The organism is Sphingomonas sp. HMP6, assembly GCF_013374095.1.
Taxonomy (GTDB): Bacteria; Pseudomonadota; Alphaproteobacteria; order Sphingomonadales; family Sphingomonadaceae; genus Sphingomonas.
Window position 1 is genome coordinate 193,489 of record NZ_AP022672.1, and the last position, 17,047, is coordinate 210,535.

Below are 17,047 nucleotides of genomic sequence, written 5' to 3' on the forward strand. Positions count from 1 at the left end.
AAATCAGACACTTAGAGGAATGACATGACACACTATGTCTATCGCTTCGGCGGCGGCGTTTCGGATGGCGGGCGCGGGGACCGCAACCTCCTCGGCGGCAAGGGCGCGAACCTTGCGGAGATGGCGTCGATAGGCCTTCCGGTGCCCCCCGGCTTCACCATCTCGACCGACTTCTGCGCCGTCTATTATGACGAAGGCGGGCAATTCCCGCAGAGCCTGCGCGACGAAGTCGCCACCGGCATCGCGCATATCGAAGGCATCACCGGCAAGGTCTTCGGCGATGCCGCCGATCCGCTGCTCGTTTCGGTCCGCAGCGGTGCACGCGCCTCGATGCCCGGCATGATGGACACCGTCCTCAACCTCGGCCTCAACGATGCGACGGTCGAGGGCTTGGCTGCCACCAGCGGCGACGCGCGCTTCGCGTGGGACAGCTATCGCCGCTTCATCCAGATGTACTCGGACGTGGTGCTCGAACTCGACCATGCCGCGTTCGAGGATGCGCTGGAAATCGCCAAGGAGGACAATGGCTATTTCCTCGACACCGATCTGACCGCCGCCGACCTGCAGAAGCTCGTCGCCGAATATAAGCGCCTGGTCGAGGCGGAATGGGGCAAGCCTTTTCCGCAGGATGTGCATGACCAGCTCTGGGGTGCAGTCGGCGCGGTGTTCGGATCGTGGCAGTCGGAGCGCGCCAAGGTCTATCGCCGCCTCAACGACATCCCCGCAAGCTGGGGCACTGCCGTCAATATCCAGGCGATGGTGTTCGGCAATATGGGCGACACCTCGGCAACGGGCGTCGCCTTCACGCGCGATCCGGCGATCGGGACCAAGGCCTATTATGGCGAATTCCTGATCAACGCACAGGGCGAGGATGTCGTCGCCGGCATCCGCACCCCGCAATATCTCACCACCGCCGCGCGCGCGGCGGCCGGGGCCAAGCCGCTCTCGATGGAAGAGGCGATGCCGGTGGTATTCACCCAACTCGCGCAAGTTTTCGACCTGCTCGAGACGCACTATCGCGACATGCAGGACATCGAATTCACCGTGCAGCAGGGCAAGCTCTGGATGCTGCAGACCCGATCGGGCAAGCGCACCGCCAAGGCCGCGCTGAAGATCGCGGTCGACATGGCCGAGGAAGGGCTCATCACCCGCGACGAGGCGGTCGCGCGCGTCGATCCGCAAGCGCTCGATCAATTGCTCCACCCGACACTCGACCCCAAGGCAGTGCGCGACGTGCTGACCAAGGGCCTGCCTGCCTCGCCAGGTGCTGCGAGCGGGTTCGCGGTGTTCGACAGCGATACCGCCGAGAAGCGCGCTGCGGCGGGGGATTCGGTGATCCTGATCCGCACCGAAACTTCGCCGGAGGACATCCACGGCATGCACGCGGCGCGCGGCATCCTCACCGCACGCGGCGGCATGACCAGCCACGCGGCGGTGGTCGCGCGCGGCATGGGGCGCCCGTGCGTCTCGGGCGCGGGCAGCATCTCGATCGATGCCAAGGCGGGCGTGATGCGCGTCGGTGCCCGAGAGATCAAAGCAGGCGACATGGTCACGATCGACGGCACCACCGGCGAAGTGATGGCGGGCGAAGTGCCGACCGTGCAGCCCGAACTCTCGGGCGATTTCGCCGCGCTGATGGTCTGGGCCGATGGCGCGCGCCGCCTCAAGGTCCGCGCCAATGCCGAAACGCCCTTGGACGCCAAGGTCGCGCGCGAATTCGGCGCCGAGGGCATCGGCCTGTGCCGCACCGAACACATGTTCTTCGATGCCGAGCGCATCACCAACGTCCGCCAGATGATCCTGGCCGAGGATGAAGCCGGTCGGCGGGTGGCGCTCGAAAAGCTGCTGCCCGAACAGCGCAGCGATTTCGTGCAATTGTTCGAAGTGATGGCGGGCCTGCCGGTCACGATCCGCCTGCTCGATCCGCCCTTGCACGAATTCCTGCCGCACGAGGAAAGCGAGTTCGCCGATGTCGCGGCAGCGGCGGGGATCGCGGTCGACGTGCTCAAGCGCCGTGCGCAGGAATTGCACGAATTCAACCCGATGCTGGGCCATCGCGGGTGCCGCCTGGGCGTAACCTATCCCGAAATCTACGAAATGCAGGCTAGAGCGATCTTCGAGGCGGCGGTTCTCGTCGCGCAGAAATCGGGCGCGGCGCCGATCCCCGAAGTGATGATCCCGCTCGTCGGCACGCGCCGCGAACTGGAGCTGATGAAGATCGTGGTCGACAAGGCCGCGCAGGCCGTCTTCGCCGATACCGGCACCACGCTAGAGTACCTCGTCGGCACGATGATCGAGCTGCCGCGTGCCTGCCTGATGGCGGGTGAGATCGCCGAGATCGGTGAGTTCTTCAGCTTCGGCACCAACGATTTGACGCAGACCACGCTCGGCGTCAGCCGCGACGATGCGGCGCGCTTCCTGACGACCTATGTCGAGCGCGGTATCTACGCGCGCGATCCGTTCGTCAGCCTCGATGTCGAGGGCGTCGGGCAATTGATCGAAATGGCGGCGGAGCGGGGCAGGGCGGCGCGGCCCGGCATCAAGCTCGGCATTTGCGGGGAACATGGCGGCGACCCAGCGAGCATCGCGTTCTGCGAAGGCGCGGGCCTCGATTACGTATCGGCCTCGCCCTACCGCGTGCCGATCGCGCGGCTTGCGGCGGCGCAAGCGGCGCTTGCGGCACGGAAGTGAAACGCTGGGCGCGCTATTTGATCGGCGCGCTTGCCGGGGCGGCAGTCGGGCTTGGCGGGGCGGTCTGGCTTGTCCGCAACGCCGCCCTCGGCAACAATGTCGCGATCGGCCCCTGGGCCACGGGCCGCAGCTTCGGCTCGGCCAGCGCCGATCCGTACACCCGCGCCGTGGTGGCGGTGAAGGGTCTGCTCGCGCTCCCGGCGCAGGAGGCGCGCTATTACACCGCCGCCACCGACAGTGACGGCGCGCCGCTCGACGGGCGCTGCCGCTATCTGATCCTTGGCGGCGAACTGCCCGCCGCATGGTGGAGCATGACCGCCTATGATCCGGCGGGTTATCTCATCGCGAACCCCGCCAACCGTTTTTCGGTGGCAAGCAACGCCTTCCAAAGCGGCGGGCGCGGCGGCTGGTCGATCCGGCTCGCCCCGACGCAGCAGCCCGGCGCGTGGCTGCCGAGCGGCGGGGTGCCGCGGCTCGAACTAACGCTGCGCACCTATCTGCCGACCGACGGCGGGGCGGGCAATCCGAGCGTGGACGTCCTGCCGCGCATCATGCGGGAGGGATGCTGATGGCGCGCTGGACCGGCCCTGTCCTGCTCGGCCTGATCGTGGCGGGCGCGACCTGCTATGCCGGGTTGGTCTTCACGCCCGACGTGCTGATGGGCGCGGCGATCCGGCGTGTGTCGGAGGGCGGCTTCGGCCGCTTCAGTCACGTTCCGCTCGCCGATGCGAGCAGCCGCCGGATCGTCCGGCCCAGCCCCGATCTGGCCTATTCGTCCTGCCCGTATGACGTGTCGAAGGCGCCGCTGCTGATCGACGCGGTGCCGGTGGCGGCGCCCTATTGGTCGCTGTCGATCTTCGATTCGCGGACGGACACCGCCTTCGTCCGCAATGGCGGGCAAGCGCAGGGCAAGCCGTTCCGCGTCGCCGTTGCGCGGGAAGGGCAGGCGGTTCCGGCGGGGTATCAGGCGGTCCGCGTGCGAGGTGCGCGGGGCATTGCGCTGGTGCGGATCCTCGTGGCCGATCGCGCAACTTTCCCCGCGCTCGACCGCGCGCGCCGCGCCACGGTATGCCGCGCTGGCTAATCGGCGCGCTCGAACCAGCCCTTGCGGGGTGTTTCGGGTTCGGAGTCCGGTTTCACCACAGGTGCCGCGGTCGCCCCACGCAGCCCCGCGATCGTCCGTTCCGCCTCGGCATGGTCGGCGCGCACCGCCTCCAGGTCGCTGTGCAGATCGGTCGCGCGCTGGTTTGCGGCGCGGATGCGATCCTTCGCTTCGGCCTGCACAGCGGTGAAGCGCTCGGATTGTGCACGCAGCCGCCGCTTCCACTTGGCGGCGTTCGGTGCGCTGGCATAGCCCAGCAACCAGCCGCCGAGCAGCACGGTGCCCAGCAAGAGGAACTGTTCCAGTGTCGTGAACGGCATCGCGACGCCCCTGCGGTTTCGGTACGCCTGCGATCCTGCCGACAACGCCGCTTTGGGGCAAGCGTCGAGTCGGGGTTAGACGCCGTCCTTAAAGGCATCCGAAATCGAGCAAGCGGCTGGCCCGAGAATGACGACGAACAGCGTCGGCAGGATGAACAAGATCAACGGGATCGTCATGATTGCGGGCAGGCGCGCGGCCTTTTCCTCGGCGCGCATCATGCGCTCGTTGCGGAACTCGCCGGACAACACGCGCAGCGCCGAAGCGAGCGGTGTGCCGTACTTTTCGGTCTGGACCATCGTTGTGACGACGCCCTTCACGGCGTCCAGCTTCACGCGCTGCGCCAGATTCTCGAACGCTTGCCGCCGTTCGGACAGGAAGCCGAGTTCGATCGCGGTGAGCGTGAATTCGTCGCCGAGTTCGGGGTAGGCTTTGCCCAACTCACGCGCCACGCGATTGAAGGCGGCGTCGACGGTCAGTCCCGCTTCGGCACAGATCACCAGCAAATCGAGCGCATCGGGCAGCCCCTTCTGGATTTCCTTGCTGCGCTTGGTGATCTTGTTGTTGAGATAGAGGTCGGGTGCCTTGTACGACAGGATGAAGTTCACCGCGACGAGGCCGTACGCCTTGAACGGCGTCCAATCGGCGAACATCTCGGTCCCATAGACCAGATACAGGACGAACACGCCCCAAGTCAGCGGAATGACGAGCCGACCGAAAATGACCGCGACGGCATATTCCTTCGACCGGATACCGGCCTGCATCAGCTTGATCTGCGCCGCCTTGACCTGGCTGTCCTGCAACACCTTCATGCCGGAGAGCAGCGCCTTGATCCGGTCGGTCGTCTCGTTCTTGGTAACGAGCTTGGCGCGACGCTTGGTCGAGGCGGTGATGCCCGCCTTGAGCTGTTCGCGCCGGTCGTTCAGCGCCTTGACACGCTTGGTCATCGGGTCGCGCGCGGTCGTCGCGGCGTATATTGCCAGCAGCACCATGAAGGCGGCGACCCCGGCGAGCAAGGTTGCGACCGTATAGACGTCGACGCCGAGGATGACGGGTCCGGTGGGGGCGTTGGTCATCGCATCAAATCTCGAAATTGATCATGCGGCTCATGATGAATGCGCCGAGGCCCATCCACAGCAGCCCGCCGCCGCCCAGCACCATTAGCCGCTGGTCGGTAAAGAAGGTCTGCATATAGCTGCCATTGATCATCCAGATCATGCCGAACACGATGAACGGCAGCGATCCGATGATGTATGCCGACGCCTTGGATTCGGACGACATCGCCTTGATCTTCAGCTTCATCTGCCCACGCATGCGGAGCACCGTGGCGAGGTTGGCGAGCGTTTCGGCAAGGTTGCCGCCGGTCTCGCGCTGGATCGCGCAGGTGATGACGAAGAATTGGAATTCAGGCGTGCCGAGCCGGTCGGCTGTTTCCTGAAGGGCTGCATCCATCGAGCGGCCAATTTTCATCTTGTCGGTGATCGCCTTGAATTCGACGCCGACCGGCCCGTCGAGCTCTGCCCCCACGACGCCGATCGTCTCGGTGATCGGCAGGCCTGAGCGCAGCCCGCGCACCAGCAATTCGATCGCATCCGGGAATTTCGCGGTGAATTGCGCGATGCGGCGTTTGATGAAGTAACCGACCGCCATGTGTGGCACGCCCGCCCCGACCACCACGCCGACCAGCAGCGCCAGAACGATCGGCAGGCCAGCAAAGATCAGCAGGAGCGTGACGATCGTGACGATGCCGAGCGTCGCTATGCCATATTGGCCGACGGTCCAAGGCTTGCCGGTCATCGCCAAGCGCTTTTTCAGCAGCGCGGGGCGCGGCAAGAAGCGCATCGCTGCGGCGTCCATCTTGTTGCTGCGGGCGGCGGCGATTCGCTTCATTTGCGCATCGACCAGCGCGTTGGCCGATTCGTTGTGACGCGCGCGCACTGCGCCCATCCGGCGCGTGCTAGCCCGCGCGGCGTTGGGGCCGCTGAACGCGACGGCGAGCAGTGCCAGCACGATCAACGCACCTGCACCCAGCGAAAGGACCGGTATCAGTTCCACAGGCGTATCTGGCGCTCCGTTTCGTTACGACGGGGTTTACGCCCCCGCCAGGCGGCTCATTTCTTTTTGGCGGGGCGTGAAATCATCGACTTGAAGTCGAATTTGCCCATCAGCGACGTGCCTTTGCCGACCGGCTTCTTCTTCCCGGCGTTCGCGCTGACACTGTCGATCGACTCCGCCGAATCGCCGACCGCCATCAATTTGGTGGCCAGATCGACGATCGGGAGGATCGTCTTGTTGCCTTTACCGGCCTCCGCGAACGGTTTGCCGAGCTTGGCCGACTGCGCGGCGAGCTTCTGATCGAAAGGAATCAGGAAATCGATTCGGCGTTCGATCGACCCTTCGAAATCCTTGCGGCTGATCTCGAGCACGGCGACCGGCTGGACGCGATTGGCGACGACCACGACTTGCGTCTGTGGTGCGTTCGATTTCATCCACGACAGCAGCCGGATGGTGTCGCGCGCGGCGGCGAGCGTCAGCTCGGTTACGATCACAGCAACCTGAATATCGGTCATCAGATGCGGGTGCTGCACCAACATCCCGCGGGGCAGATCGACCACGGTGCATTCGAACGCGGCGCGCATTTCCTCCTGCAATTGGTAGAAGGCCGCACCATCCGTCAGCACTGGCGAGTTGATCGGCGCTTCTGCCGACAGGACCGACAGCCGCTCGCTCGATTTTACCATCGCGCGCTCGATGAACAGCCCGTCGATGCGGCTCGGATTCTCGATCGCATCGGTCAACCCGCGGCCGGGTTCGAGATCGAGCGACAGCGCACCCGTCCCGAAATGCACGTCGAGATCGAGCAGGGCGGTCGTCCGCGCGCCCTTTTCGCTCAGCACCCATGCGACCGAGGTCGCGAGCGTCGATGCCCCGACCCCGCCGCGCGCGCCGATGAAGGCGGTGGAGATGTGCGGACGTTCGGTCCCGGCCTCGACCGCCTTGGGCGCGTTGAGCATCGTCTGCGCATTGGTAAAGGCTTCGCGCAGCATGTCGGGGTTGAGTGGCTTGAGCAGATAATCCTGAATGCCGCTCACGACGAGATCGCGGTACAGCCGCACGTCGTTGACCTGGCCGGCCGCGATCACGACCGTGCCCGGCTCGCACACTTCGGCCAGGGCGTTGATGTCGTTCAGCGGATCGCCGCTCTCCGACAGATCGACGAACAGGATCTGCGGCGAAGCGGAGACCGAGAGCGATTGCACGGCATTGCGCAAGCCACCCTTGTTCACCTTTTCCGGTGCCCAGCCCATTTCGACGGCGATCGGGCGCAGCGTTTCCGCGGTGGTTTCGTCGCAGACAAAGGCCGTAAAGGGGTCGCGCAGGCCGATCCGCCCCGGATTGAAGGGTGCGTTCATCAGTTGCCGCCTTTCGAGCTTTCGGACTTAACCGTCGTCCCGCCGGCACCGGTCGGGGTCGCCTTGCGATACAGGTCGATCGCCTTGCCCGATGTTGCAGTGTCGGTGATGCCGTTGCCGGTCTGCCCGCGGACCAGATCGGTCGGGTTAGCGACCATCGCGGCGAGATTGGTGTTGATCGCGCAGCCTTGATTGGATCCGGTATGCCCCTCGAAATCGGGGCCGCGGACGCGGCTGAAATCGGGGCAGCCGGGGACGCTCGCCTGCATCCGGCTGACCACCACGCGGATCATTCCCGGCGTGACCGGCGCATTGGTGAGCGGCGCGTCGTCGGATACAAGCAGGCCATAGCGCGCGACTTGGCGCGCCACATCGTCGCGTACGCCCGTGCCGCCGGGATTGGGATCGTCGATCGCGACTTGATCGCCATAGCCGAGCCGCAGCGAGCCCATCCAGCCGGCAAGGCGCTGTTCCTCGCCGGGGGCCAAGCCGTTGCCGCTGGTTGCCACGTCGAGTGCATAATCGCTGCGGCTGACGACCGGTTGATGAACCGATTCGAGGCCGCGGTTTTCGGTGCCCGAACCCGGGCCGACAGTCGTGCACGCGCCGATCAACAGGGCGGGGGCCAGGCCGGTCGCGATCAGAAGTGTACGCTTGTACATGGTCTAGTCCTTCCGGGGCTTAATTGAGGCTGAAACCGGGCGCGGCGGCAAGGCCCTTCTTGGGCGGCACAACCGGGGCTGGAGCAGCCGAGATCGTTTCGTCGCGGCGCTGCGGGCTGGGCGCAGGCGCGGGTCCGGGAACCGTCGGAACGACCGGCGCGGGGGTCACCGCACCGAAGGTCGGCTGCGCTGTGCTGCGCGGCGCGAGCGTCGGTTTGGGGCGATCACCGCCGGTGGTGCCGTTGCTCAACTGGCCCAGGAACACACGGCCGAGATCAGTCGGGGATTTGAGCCCGTCGGTCGGCAGAGCGATGTCGTTCGCGTTGGTCGGTTTGACCAGATAGGGCGTGATCACGATGACCAATTCGGTTTCGTTGCGCTGAAACGCGTTCGAGCGGAACAGCGCGCCGAGCACTGGCACATCGCCCAGTCCGGGCGCCTTGGTGATCGAATTGTTGTGGCTGTTCGACAGCAGGCCGCCGATCATCATGCTTTGGCCCGAACCGAGCTCGACCGTCGTCTCCACCCGCCGCGTGCTGAGCGCCGGGATCGTCGTCCCGGCGATCGTCACGGCACCGTCCGATGACAATTGCGACACTTCCGGACGCACCCGCATCGAGATGCGGCCGTCCGCCAGCACCGTCGGCGTGTAGGACAGGCTGACGCCATATTGCTTATACTCGACCGACACCGCGCCAAGCCCCTGGCTGATCGGGATCGGGATTTCGCCGCCGGCCAGGAACGAGCCGGTCTCGCCCGAAATGACCGTGATGTTTGGGTTGGCGAGGGTCGAAACCTCACCGTCGCGCTCGCCCAGATCGAGCGAGGACAAGACGTCGAGGCCGAGGATCTTGCCCGCTGCGCCAAGCGTGGTGCCGTTGGCAACCGTGGTGAGCAAGCTGGTCCCGGTCGAAGCGACCGTGCCGCCGACGAACAGCGGCCCGCCCGGCGTATATTGCGGAGAGGCGCCGCGGCCTTGGCCGATGCCGAAATTGAAGCCGCCGCTATTGTTCAGGGTTTGCAAATTGACGCCGATGTTCTTCACGAAGCTGCGGCTGACCTCGGCGATGCGGACTTGCAGGTTGACCTGGAGCGGCGTCGCCGTGCCGAGACGCGAGAGCACCTTGGTCGTGTCCCCCACATAGGCCTGAACCAGGCGGGTCGCTTCCGCGCCGTCTTCCGGTGCCTTCACGGTGCCGGTGAGCAGGACGAGCCCGTTCATCGGCGTCGCCACGATGCGGGCGTCGGGCATGGCGAGCGACAGCATCTGCTGGATCGAATCGAAGTTGTTGCCGACGCGGACGGTGGCGGAATAGACCACGGCGCCCGCCTTGTTGGTGACCGAAACAGTCGTTTCGCCGGCAGTCTTGCCGAAGATATAGAGCTGGGTCGGCGATCGGACCTGGACGTCGGCGATCTTGTCGTCGGCGACGAAGATGTCGCTCATCGGCCGCGTCAGCGTGACGAGGCGTCCGCGACCGGTGTTGACTTGCAACACCGTACCGCCGCTGACGGTCTGGGCCGGGGCAGCCGCCGGCGCGACCGCGACGCTTCCGCCGACGAGCGCGACGGCGAGCGACCAGCCGAGCGAGATGGACACGCTACGCATCTACTTCTTCCCCCCAACGGCGACTTCCGTCACCGCATTTCCCCGTGCGATATGGACGACCGGGCCGGTATTGACCGCACCCCCCGGAAACGCGCCGGCGCTCGACCCAACGCCGCCCATCGGGCCGTTCGTGGCAGTCTTGCCGGGCACGGTACGACGCTGAAAGCGCGACACGTCGGCGCCGGTCGCCATGGTGGACGTGCCGGTCGACGGCGTGCTGGCGATTCTGGTCAGCATTGCCTTCTCCGCCTTTGGATCGTCGGGCATGCTGACATCACCGCTGGCGATCGCTTGTTCGAGCTCGCTGCTATTGTCGGCGATCGAGCGCAGCGACAGCGAGAGCGAGCCGAGCGTCTGTGCGACGGCGATCTGCTCGGCGATCTTTGGCGTCGCTTCGATCGTCACGTTCGAAAAGGTGCGGACAATGCTCTTGCCATCTTCGCCGGTCGCATTGTCGGTGCGCTGATCGGTGGCGAGGACGCGCAGATTGCGCATGATCGTCTCGGCCGCCTTCAGCGGCGGACCGTCACCGCCGCCCGGCACGCTTTGCGTCAGGATCAGATCGATGCGATCGCCGGGGAAAACGAAGCCCGCGACGCTGGTCTGGGTCTGTACCGGCACGGTGACCGCGCGCATGCCCGGCCCGAGGGCGGCAGCGAGGAAACCGCGGTCGCCTGGCTTGACCAGCGATCCGTTGGTGATCGGCTGGCCCGCGGTCATGGCGTTGCGCACGACCGTGCCCACCAGCGTTCTGGGGTCGAAGCCAGCCTTCTTGATGAAATAGACGTTTTCGACCAGATCCTTCGGCCACGGCTGATAGCGCAGCGAGGTCGCGTCGAGGATCGTGCCGACGGGCAGTGGCTTGGTGGCGACCAAGACCTCGGGTCCGGTCGGCTGTTGGGCAACGACGGCTGCGGCTTGCGGCGCCGAACTGCCCACGATCAGCGATCGTGCCATGAACGCCGTGATCGCCGCGACGATCAGCGCACCCACCAGCAATATGACCTTGCGACTATCCATTTCAGACCTTTCGGACCCGGGCGATTGAGCCCGCGTTAAGCATTCACACCAAAGTGGTTAAAAAGCGGTTCACGCAACGCAATCAGCGCGGCGATCGCGATCGCGACGCCGTACGGCACCTCGATCTGGCCGGTACGATGCCGGATCGCGTGCTCGATCAGCAATGCCATCGTCAGCGCGCCGCCAATTAGCGACATGACGATCAGCATCCACATCAGCGGCACCAGCGGCAGCCACAGAGCGAGCGCCCCGATCATCTTGACATCGCCGCCGCCCATCCAGCCGAACTGGAATGCCGCGACGAACAGGCCGAACACAATCAGCGCCAGGCCGATCTGCATCGCCATGTCGGGCCATAGCGCCAAGCCGTTCGACCACCACCACAGCGGGGCCATCAGCGCGATCACGGCATTCTTCCAATTCGCGATTTCGCGCGTGCGCGCGTCCTGAATCCCGGCGGAAACCAGGATCATCGCGAGTGCGACGAGCAACACTGCAGAAAAGGAAGGCCCACCCATGAGGGAAAAGCCTAGACGTCATGCCTTTCTAAAACGTAACCAAAGCCCATGGTCTCCCCGCAACTCTATCGCCGTGCGATTCCCGCGGCCGCGCGGATCACGCGCTGGACGGCACGCGACGGCTGGATGCTGCGCCGATTCGACTGGCCGGTGCAGCGCCGCGTTCGCGGGCGAATGCTGTTTCTGGGCGGCCGCGGCGACATTTTCGAAAAGTATCTGGAGGCCTTCGCGCACTGGCACGCGCAAGGCTGGTCGATCACCTCGTTCGACTGGCGCGGCCAGGGCGGGTCTGGGCGATTGTCGCCAGATCCGCATGTCGGCCATGTCGACGACTTCAAGCTCTACGTCGACGACTTTCGCGATTTCTGGGCGCATTGGGTGACGGAAGGGCCCGGTCCGCATGTCGTCATGTGCCACTCGATGGGCGGTCATCTGGCGCTGCGCGCGCTGGTCGAAGGGGCGGCGATGCCCGATGCTGCGGTGTTCGTCGCACCGATGTTGGGTCTGCACAGCCCGCTTGGCTGGACGCTGGGCGAGCGGCTGGCGAGCGTGATGACCGCGCTTGGCAATCCGGCGCGACCGGCCTGGCGCGGCAATGAGAAACCCGGGGCAACCGAGACGCGGCAAGCATTGCTGACGCATGACCCGGAGCGCTATGCTGACGAACTCTTCTGGCAATCGTCCAAAGCAGAACTGCTGCTCGGCCCGCCGAGCTGGCGCTGGGTGGCGGAGGCGTTCACCTCGACCCGGCGTCTGCGCGGCGATTCGCGGCTGAAGACGCTGTCGGTGCCGATTCTGATGCTGGTGGCGGATTGCGACAAGCTCGTCTCGCCCAAGGCGGCGTATCAGACTGCAGCGAAGCTGCCCGATGCGCAGATCGTTCGCTTCGGGCGGGAGGCGGCGCACGAATTGCTGCGTGAGGTGGATGCGGTGCGTAATCGCGTGATCGGCGAAATCGACGGTTTCCTGTCCGCTCGGGCGCCGGGGAGAGCATGATGACGCGCTACGATATCGCCATCGTCGGGGCGGGCATGGCGGGCGCGAGCCTGGCGGCAGCGGTCGCGCCGCATGCGTCGGTCGTGCTGCTGGAGGCGGAGGAGCTGCCGGGCTATCACGCGACCGGGCGATCGGCGGCGTTCTGGTCCGAAAGCTATGGCGGGCCGGGGGTGCAGCCGCTGACGACGGCGTCGGGCGCAGCGCTGCGCGACGGCGGGTTTCTCGAGGATCTCGGGTCGCTGCATATCGGTCGTGCGGCGGACGAAGCCGCGATCGAGGCGTTTCTGGGCGAGTTTGCAGGTTCAGGGGTAGAACTGCGGCAAGTCGATCCGCGGGCGTATATTCCGGGTCTGCGCGCCGAATGGACGCTCGGCGTCATGGAGCAGAGCAGCACATACATCGACGTGGCGGGGCTGCACGCGCGGTATTTGGCCGATGCGCGGCGCGCCGGGGCAACGCTGATGCTGTCGGCGCCGCTGCAGGCGGCGACGCATAGTGGTGATCGCTGGCAGATCACGACCGGAGCGGGGGCAGTGTCGGCGACGATCCTGGTCAATGCAGCCGGTGCCTGGGCCGATGAGGTCGCGCGCCGCGCCGATGTCGCACCGATCGGTATCACCGCGTACCGGCGCACGGTGGTGCAATTGGTAACCGATCCGGCCCCGCCCGCGACGATGCCGCATATCGCCGACATCGCCGGCAATTTCTATTTCAAGCCCGAGGCGGGCGGGCGGTTGTGGCTCAGCCCGCATGACGAAACCAAGGTCGAGCCCGGCGATGTCCAGCCCGAGGAAATCGACGTCGCCACCGCGATCGACCGGTTCGAACACGTCGTCGATTGGCGTATTACCAAGCTCGAGCGGCGCTGGGCGGGCTTGCGCAGCTTCGCGCTCGATCGTCTGCCCGTTTATGGCTTCGCGTCCGATTCGCCTGGATTTTTCTGGTGTGCGGGGCAGGGGGGGTTCGGCATCCAAACCGCGCCGGCGGCGGCTGCGCTTGCGGCGGCGGTGCTGTTGGGTTTGGCGCCCGATGAGAGCGTCGCCGGGATCGATCCGGCACGCTACGCGCCCGGGCGCTTCCACGCGCTGGCGTAACGATCCGCGCGGCGCTATCCTCGTGACACCCAACAACGCGGGAGGCCCGAATGGCACATAAATTCGTGATCGAGCAGAACAAGACCGGTGAATACGTCGCCAAGTTCAAATACAATAGCGAGACGATCTTCTGGACCGAAGGCTATGCCAGCAAGGCCGGCGCAAAAAATGCGATCGAGTCAGTGCTGAAAAACGGCCCGGACGCTCCGGTCGAAGAAGCCTAACCGCGCCGCCCCGCCGCCACCGCGGCATCGCTCGCCAGCGTGTCTGCGCGTTCGTTGTCGGGGTGGCCGGCATGGCCCTTGACCCAGACCCATTCGATCCGGTGCGGTTTCGCCGCGTCGATCAGCCTTTGCCAGAGATCGGCATTCTTGACCGGCTGTTTCGCGGCGGTCTTCCAGCCGTTTTTCTGCCAGCCTTTGATCCATTTGGTCAGGCCGTCCATCACGTAACGGCTGTCGGTCGATAATGTGACATGGCACGGGCGCTTCAGCGCGTTGAGCCCCTCGATCGCCGCGGTCAGCTCCATGCGATTGTTGGTCGTGAGCAGCTCACCGCCCGACAATTCCTTCTCGGTTCCGCCCGAACGGATCAACGCGCCCCAGCCGCCGGGGCCGGGATTGCCCTTGCAGGCGCCATCGGTGGCGATTTCGATCTTGGTGAGTTCGGTCATGACAGCGTCTTTAACTTGGCAGCGAGGTTGGGGTCGTAGATTTTGACGCGTCGCCAGAAGGCGAGCGGGTCCTTGCGTGTCACCAGCGCATCGGCGGGGGTGTTGAGCCAATCCCACGCGCGCGACAAAGTGAAGCGGATGCACGCGCCGACGGCGAGACCATTGAAGGCGGACAGTTCCTGCTCGGACAAAGGGAAGCTGCGGCCATAGCCGACGATCAGCGCATCGCCGACGGCCGCGTCGAAGGTCGCGCCGCTCGGATCGAACGCCCAGGCGGCATGCATGACCGCCAGATCATACGTGCGGATGTCGGTGCAGGCGAAATAGAAGTCGATCAGCCCGCCGACCGTATCGCCGCGCATCAACACATTGTCCGGAAACAGATCGGCATGGATGGTCGACCGGGGCAGGGGAACGCGCTCCCAAGTCGCGGCCACATCGGCGAGCGCGAAGGCCATATCGTGGTGCAGCCCGGGGGCGATCGCATCGAGATCGCTTCCACACCGGTCCAGCAGCGGTTGCCACGTTGCAGAACCCATCGAATTAGCGCGATCGAGCGGAAAATCGGCCAGCGCCACGTGCATTTCGCCCAGCGCCGTGCCCGCAGCCAGCGCTTGTACGGGCGTTGGATGCGTGACCGAAACGCCAGGAAGGAACTGGATCAGGCACGCTGGCCGCCCCTCAAGCGTCTGGATCGCCACGCCATCCCGGTCCTTGATCGCAGGCGGCACCGGGCACCCGCGCACCGCGAGATGATCGAGCAGTGCCATGAAATAGGGCAAGTCGCCGCCGTCTACCCGCTTCTCGTACAGCGTCAGGATAAACCGCCCGGCAGTCGTATCGACCAGGTAGTTGGTGTTCTCGACCCCCTCGGCGATGCCCTTGGCCGACACCAACTCGCCGACGTCATAGCGCGCGAGAAAACCGGCCAGAATCTCGGCCGAGACAGGCGTGTAGACGGCCATGGATCAGGCGGCGATTTCGAGCCCGCGGGGCAATTTGAACGAAATCGTCTCGCGCTTGGTCTCGACTTCCCGCTCGGTAATCTCGAAGCGCTCGGCGAGACGATCGACCAGTTCGCGCACCAGCACTTCAGGCGCGGAGGCACCGGCGGTAATGCCGAGCGTGGTCACGCCTTCGAGGAAGGTCCAATCGAGCTCGTCCGCGCGCTGGATCAGCCGTGCGGGCGTGCCCTCGCGTTCCGCAACTTCGACCAAGCGCACCGAATTGGAAGAGTTTGGCGCGCCGATCACCAGCAGGGCCTCGCACGCATGCGCGATCGCCTTCACCGCACTCTGGCGGTTGGAGGTGGCGTAGCAAATGTCTTCGCCGCGTGGCCCCTGGATCGTCGGGAAGCGGCGCTTGAGCGTGGCCACCACCTCGGCGGTGTCATCCATCGACAGCGTGGTTTGGGTGAGGAAGGCGAGATTGTCTGGATCGACAGGTACGAACTTCTCCGCATCCTCTACGGTCTCGACCAGCGACATCGCGCCTTCGGGTACCTGGCCGAAGGTACCGATCACCTCTGGATGACCGACATGGCCGATGAACAGGATATGGCGTCCTGCTTCGACCTGCCGTTCCGCCTCGCGGTGAACCTTGGAGACGAGCGGGCAGGTGGCATCGAAAAAGGCGAGGCCGCGTTCGGTCGCCTTGTCCGGGACCGCTTTGGGCACGCCGTGCGCCGAGAACACCACGGGTACGCCGTCGGGCACCTCGTCCAATTCCTCGACGAACACCGCGCCCTTGTCGCGCAGCATGTCCACGACGAAGCGGTTGTGGACGATTTCATGGCGCACATAGACCGGAGCGCCGAATTTCTCGATCGCGAGTTCTACAATCTGAATGGCACGATCGACGCCGGCGCAGAAACCGCGCGGGGCGGCGATGATCAAGGAGAGGGGCGGCTTTTGCGGGGTAAGCATCACAGCGACAGCTCTACGCGATTGCTTGCGTAGGCGAAAGCCGCTTCCTATGGTGCGTCAGCGCCTGCGCAATAAATCCTTACACGGGTGATTTCGCGTGCGCGACAAAGCCCTTTTGCATGACAAGGTACGTAACCCCGTGACAGTCCGGAAATCGACCATCGCCGCTTCAGCGTTTTTGCTGGCGGCAGGCTCCTTGCTTGGTGCGTGCAAGACGACGGGTGAACTCGACGAATCGGGCGGTATCACCGCGGTGCGCACCGCCTGCCCGACCGTTGCGATTCCTGCATCGACCGGTGACGTTACTGTGTTCGATCCCGCGACCAGCCGCGACGCCAGCGCGGTCGATGTCACGGCGGTGCTGACCAAGCTGCGGTCGATCTGCACCGATTCAGGCGACGACATCCTGACCACGGTGACCTTCTCCGTCGAAGGCCGCAGGTCCCGGACCGAGGGTGCGCGCGACGTGACCTTGCCCTATTTCGTCACCGTCGTGCAGGGCGGCAGCGCGGTGATCGCCAAGCGGATCGGCCGCGCCACGCTGCATTTCGAACCCGGGCAGGCCCGCGCCAGCGTGCAGGGCACCGGCAGCGCGACGGTATCGCGCGCTGCCGCGACACTATCGCCCGAAGTGCGCAAGACGCTGACCGAGAAGCGCCGCGCGGGTGACCAGGAAGCGGCGGTCGATCCGCTGTCGCGCCCTGAAATTCGTGCAGCCGTGCTGCGCTCGACCTTCGAAGCGCTGGTTGGGTTCCAGCTCACTAGTGAGCAGTTGAAATATAACGCCACGCGCTAATGCGCCGTTGACTCGCTTGCTGCACCGCGTCAAACCCTCGGGCGTCGATGCGGGGTAACTCGCATAGGCACGCGCGGGAGAGTTTCCGACCTTCGGGTCGGGACGCCGAAGGAGCAACCGCCCCGGAATCTCTCAGGCCACCGGACCGCGCGGGCTATCGACACTCTGGAAAGCGCACCCGCTCGCTGAGCGGGGGCCACCGAAGGGGTAAGCCGAGTCCGCTCGGTCAA

At 65.4% G+C, this 17,047-nt stretch carries 18 protein-coding genes and 1 riboswitch; of the genes, 7 read left to right on the forward strand and 11 right to left on the reverse strand.

The window, feature by feature from the left end:
- Nucleotides 1-24: 24 nt before the first annotated feature.
- The 3 genes from ppdK to HMP06_RS00925 are packed head-to-tail and all read left to right on the forward strand — an operon-like array spanning nucleotide 25 to nucleotide 3,775.
- Nucleotides 25-2,691: a pyruvate, phosphate dikinase gene (ppdK, locus tag HMP06_RS00915; protein ID WP_176495385.1), complete on the forward strand. Its 2,667-nt coding sequence runs from the start codon at nucleotides 25-27 to the stop codon at nucleotides 2,689-2,691.
- Nucleotides 2,688-3,260: a DUF1214 domain-containing protein gene (locus HMP06_RS00920; protein ID WP_176495386.1), complete on the forward strand. Its 573-nt coding sequence runs from the start codon at nucleotides 2,688-2,690 to the stop codon at nucleotides 3,258-3,260. Before ppdK ends, HMP06_RS00920 begins: the two co-directional genes overlap by 4 nt.
- On the forward strand, nucleotides 3,260-3,775 hold the full coding sequence (locus HMP06_RS00925; RefSeq protein WP_176495387.1) for a DUF1254 domain-containing protein: 516 nt from the start codon (nucleotides 3,260-3,262) through the stop codon (nucleotides 3,773-3,775). Before HMP06_RS00920 ends, HMP06_RS00925 begins: the two co-directional genes overlap by 1 nt.
- Here the strand turns inward: HMP06_RS00925 and HMP06_RS00930 are convergent.
- The 8 genes from HMP06_RS00930 to HMP06_RS00965 form a co-directional block, all read right to left on the reverse strand.
- A complete protein-coding gene (locus HMP06_RS00930) occupies nucleotides 3,772-4,113 on the reverse strand; it encodes a hypothetical protein (RefSeq protein WP_176495388.1) in 342 nt (113 codons plus the stop codon). The two genes, HMP06_RS00925 and HMP06_RS00930, sit on opposite strands and share 4 nt — an antisense overlap.
- A 75-nt stretch (nucleotides 4,114-4,188) precedes the next feature.
- Entirely contained in the window at nucleotides 4,189-5,187 is a 999-nt protein-coding gene (locus HMP06_RS00935; protein WP_176495389.1) for a type II secretion system F family protein, read from the reverse strand.
- A 4-nt stretch (nucleotides 5,188-5,191) separates the two neighbouring features.
- A complete protein-coding gene (locus HMP06_RS00940; RefSeq protein ID WP_176495390.1) occupies nucleotides 5,192-6,166 on the reverse strand; it encodes a type II secretion system F family protein in 975 nt (324 codons plus the stop codon).
- Nucleotides 6,167-6,222: 56 nt separating this feature from the next.
- Complete coding sequence (locus HMP06_RS00945) at nucleotides 6,223-7,524, reverse strand: AAA family ATPase (protein WP_176495391.1); 1,302 nt, start codon at nucleotides 7,522-7,524, stop codon at nucleotides 6,223-6,225.
- Nucleotides 7,524-8,186 carry a CpaD family pilus assembly protein gene (locus tag HMP06_RS00950; protein ID WP_176495392.1) on the reverse strand — a complete coding sequence of 221 codons (663 nt, stop codon included), beginning with the start codon at nucleotides 8,184-8,186 and terminating at the stop codon, nucleotides 7,524-7,526. Before HMP06_RS00950 ends, HMP06_RS00945 begins: the two co-directional genes overlap by 1 nt.
- Nucleotides 8,187-8,205: 19 nt before the next feature.
- Nucleotides 8,206-9,795, reverse strand: coding sequence for a pilus assembly protein N-terminal domain-containing protein (locus tag HMP06_RS00955; protein ID WP_176495393.1), 1,590 nt, complete (start codon nucleotides 9,793-9,795; stop codon nucleotides 8,206-8,208).
- A complete protein-coding gene (gene cpaB / locus HMP06_RS00960; protein ID WP_176495394.1) occupies nucleotides 9,796-10,815 on the reverse strand; it encodes a Flp pilus assembly protein CpaB in 1,020 nt (339 codons plus the stop codon).
- 35 nt (nucleotides 10,816-10,850) lie between these two features.
- Nucleotides 10,851-11,333 (reverse strand): A24 family peptidase, encoded by a 483-nt coding sequence (locus HMP06_RS00965; RefSeq protein ID WP_176495395.1) that lies wholly within the window; start codon nucleotides 11,331-11,333, stop codon nucleotides 10,851-10,853.
- Between the two features lie 48 nt (nucleotides 11,334-11,381).
- Between HMP06_RS00965 and HMP06_RS00970 the strand changes: the two genes are divergently transcribed.
- The 3 genes from HMP06_RS00970 to HMP06_RS00980 are packed head-to-tail and all read left to right on the forward strand — an operon-like array spanning nucleotide 11,382 to nucleotide 13,647.
- Nucleotides 11,382-12,329: an alpha/beta fold hydrolase gene (locus HMP06_RS00970; RefSeq protein WP_176495396.1), complete on the forward strand. Its 948-nt coding sequence runs from the start codon at nucleotides 11,382-11,384 to the stop codon at nucleotides 12,327-12,329.
- Nucleotides 12,329-13,423, forward strand: coding sequence for an NAD(P)/FAD-dependent oxidoreductase (locus HMP06_RS00975; RefSeq protein ID WP_176495397.1), 1,095 nt, complete (start codon nucleotides 12,329-12,331; stop codon nucleotides 13,421-13,423). Before HMP06_RS00970 ends, HMP06_RS00975 begins: the two co-directional genes overlap by 1 nt.
- A 50-nt stretch (nucleotides 13,424-13,473) precedes the next feature.
- The gene (locus HMP06_RS00980; protein ID WP_176495398.1) at nucleotides 13,474-13,647 is read left to right on the forward strand and encodes a YegP family protein; all 174 of its coding nucleotides are present in this window, start codon (nucleotides 13,474-13,476) and stop codon (nucleotides 13,645-13,647) included.
- Here the strand turns inward: HMP06_RS00980 and rnhA are convergent.
- Genes rnhA through ispH form a run of 3 tightly spaced genes read right to left on the reverse strand, consistent with a single transcriptional unit; the run spans nucleotide 13,644 to nucleotide 16,021 of the window.
- Nucleotides 13,644-14,096 carry a ribonuclease HI gene (rnhA, locus tag HMP06_RS00985; RefSeq protein ID WP_176495399.1) on the reverse strand — a complete coding sequence of 151 codons (453 nt, stop codon included), beginning with the start codon at nucleotides 14,094-14,096 and terminating at the stop codon, nucleotides 13,644-13,646. The two genes, HMP06_RS00980 and rnhA, sit on opposite strands and share 4 nt — an antisense overlap.
- Complete coding sequence (thrB, locus tag HMP06_RS00990; protein ID WP_176495400.1) at nucleotides 14,093-15,061, reverse strand: homoserine kinase; 969 nt, start codon at nucleotides 15,059-15,061, stop codon at nucleotides 14,093-14,095. Before thrB ends, rnhA begins: the two co-directional genes overlap by 4 nt.
- Before the next feature lie 3 nt (nucleotides 15,062-15,064).
- Complete coding sequence (gene ispH / locus HMP06_RS00995) at nucleotides 15,065-16,021, reverse strand: 4-hydroxy-3-methylbut-2-enyl diphosphate reductase (protein WP_176498317.1); 957 nt, start codon at nucleotides 16,019-16,021, stop codon at nucleotides 15,065-15,067.
- Between the two features lie 139 nt (nucleotides 16,022-16,160).
- Between ispH and HMP06_RS01000 the strand changes: the two genes are divergently transcribed.
- On the forward strand, nucleotides 16,161-16,817 hold the full coding sequence (locus tag HMP06_RS01000; RefSeq protein WP_232089800.1) for a hypothetical protein: 657 nt from the start codon (nucleotides 16,161-16,163) through the stop codon (nucleotides 16,815-16,817).
- A gap of 64 nt (nucleotides 16,818-16,881) precedes the next feature.
- A riboswitch (glycine riboswitch) is annotated at nucleotides 16,882-16,975 on the forward strand.
- Nucleotides 16,976-17,047 lie beyond the last annotated feature (72 nt).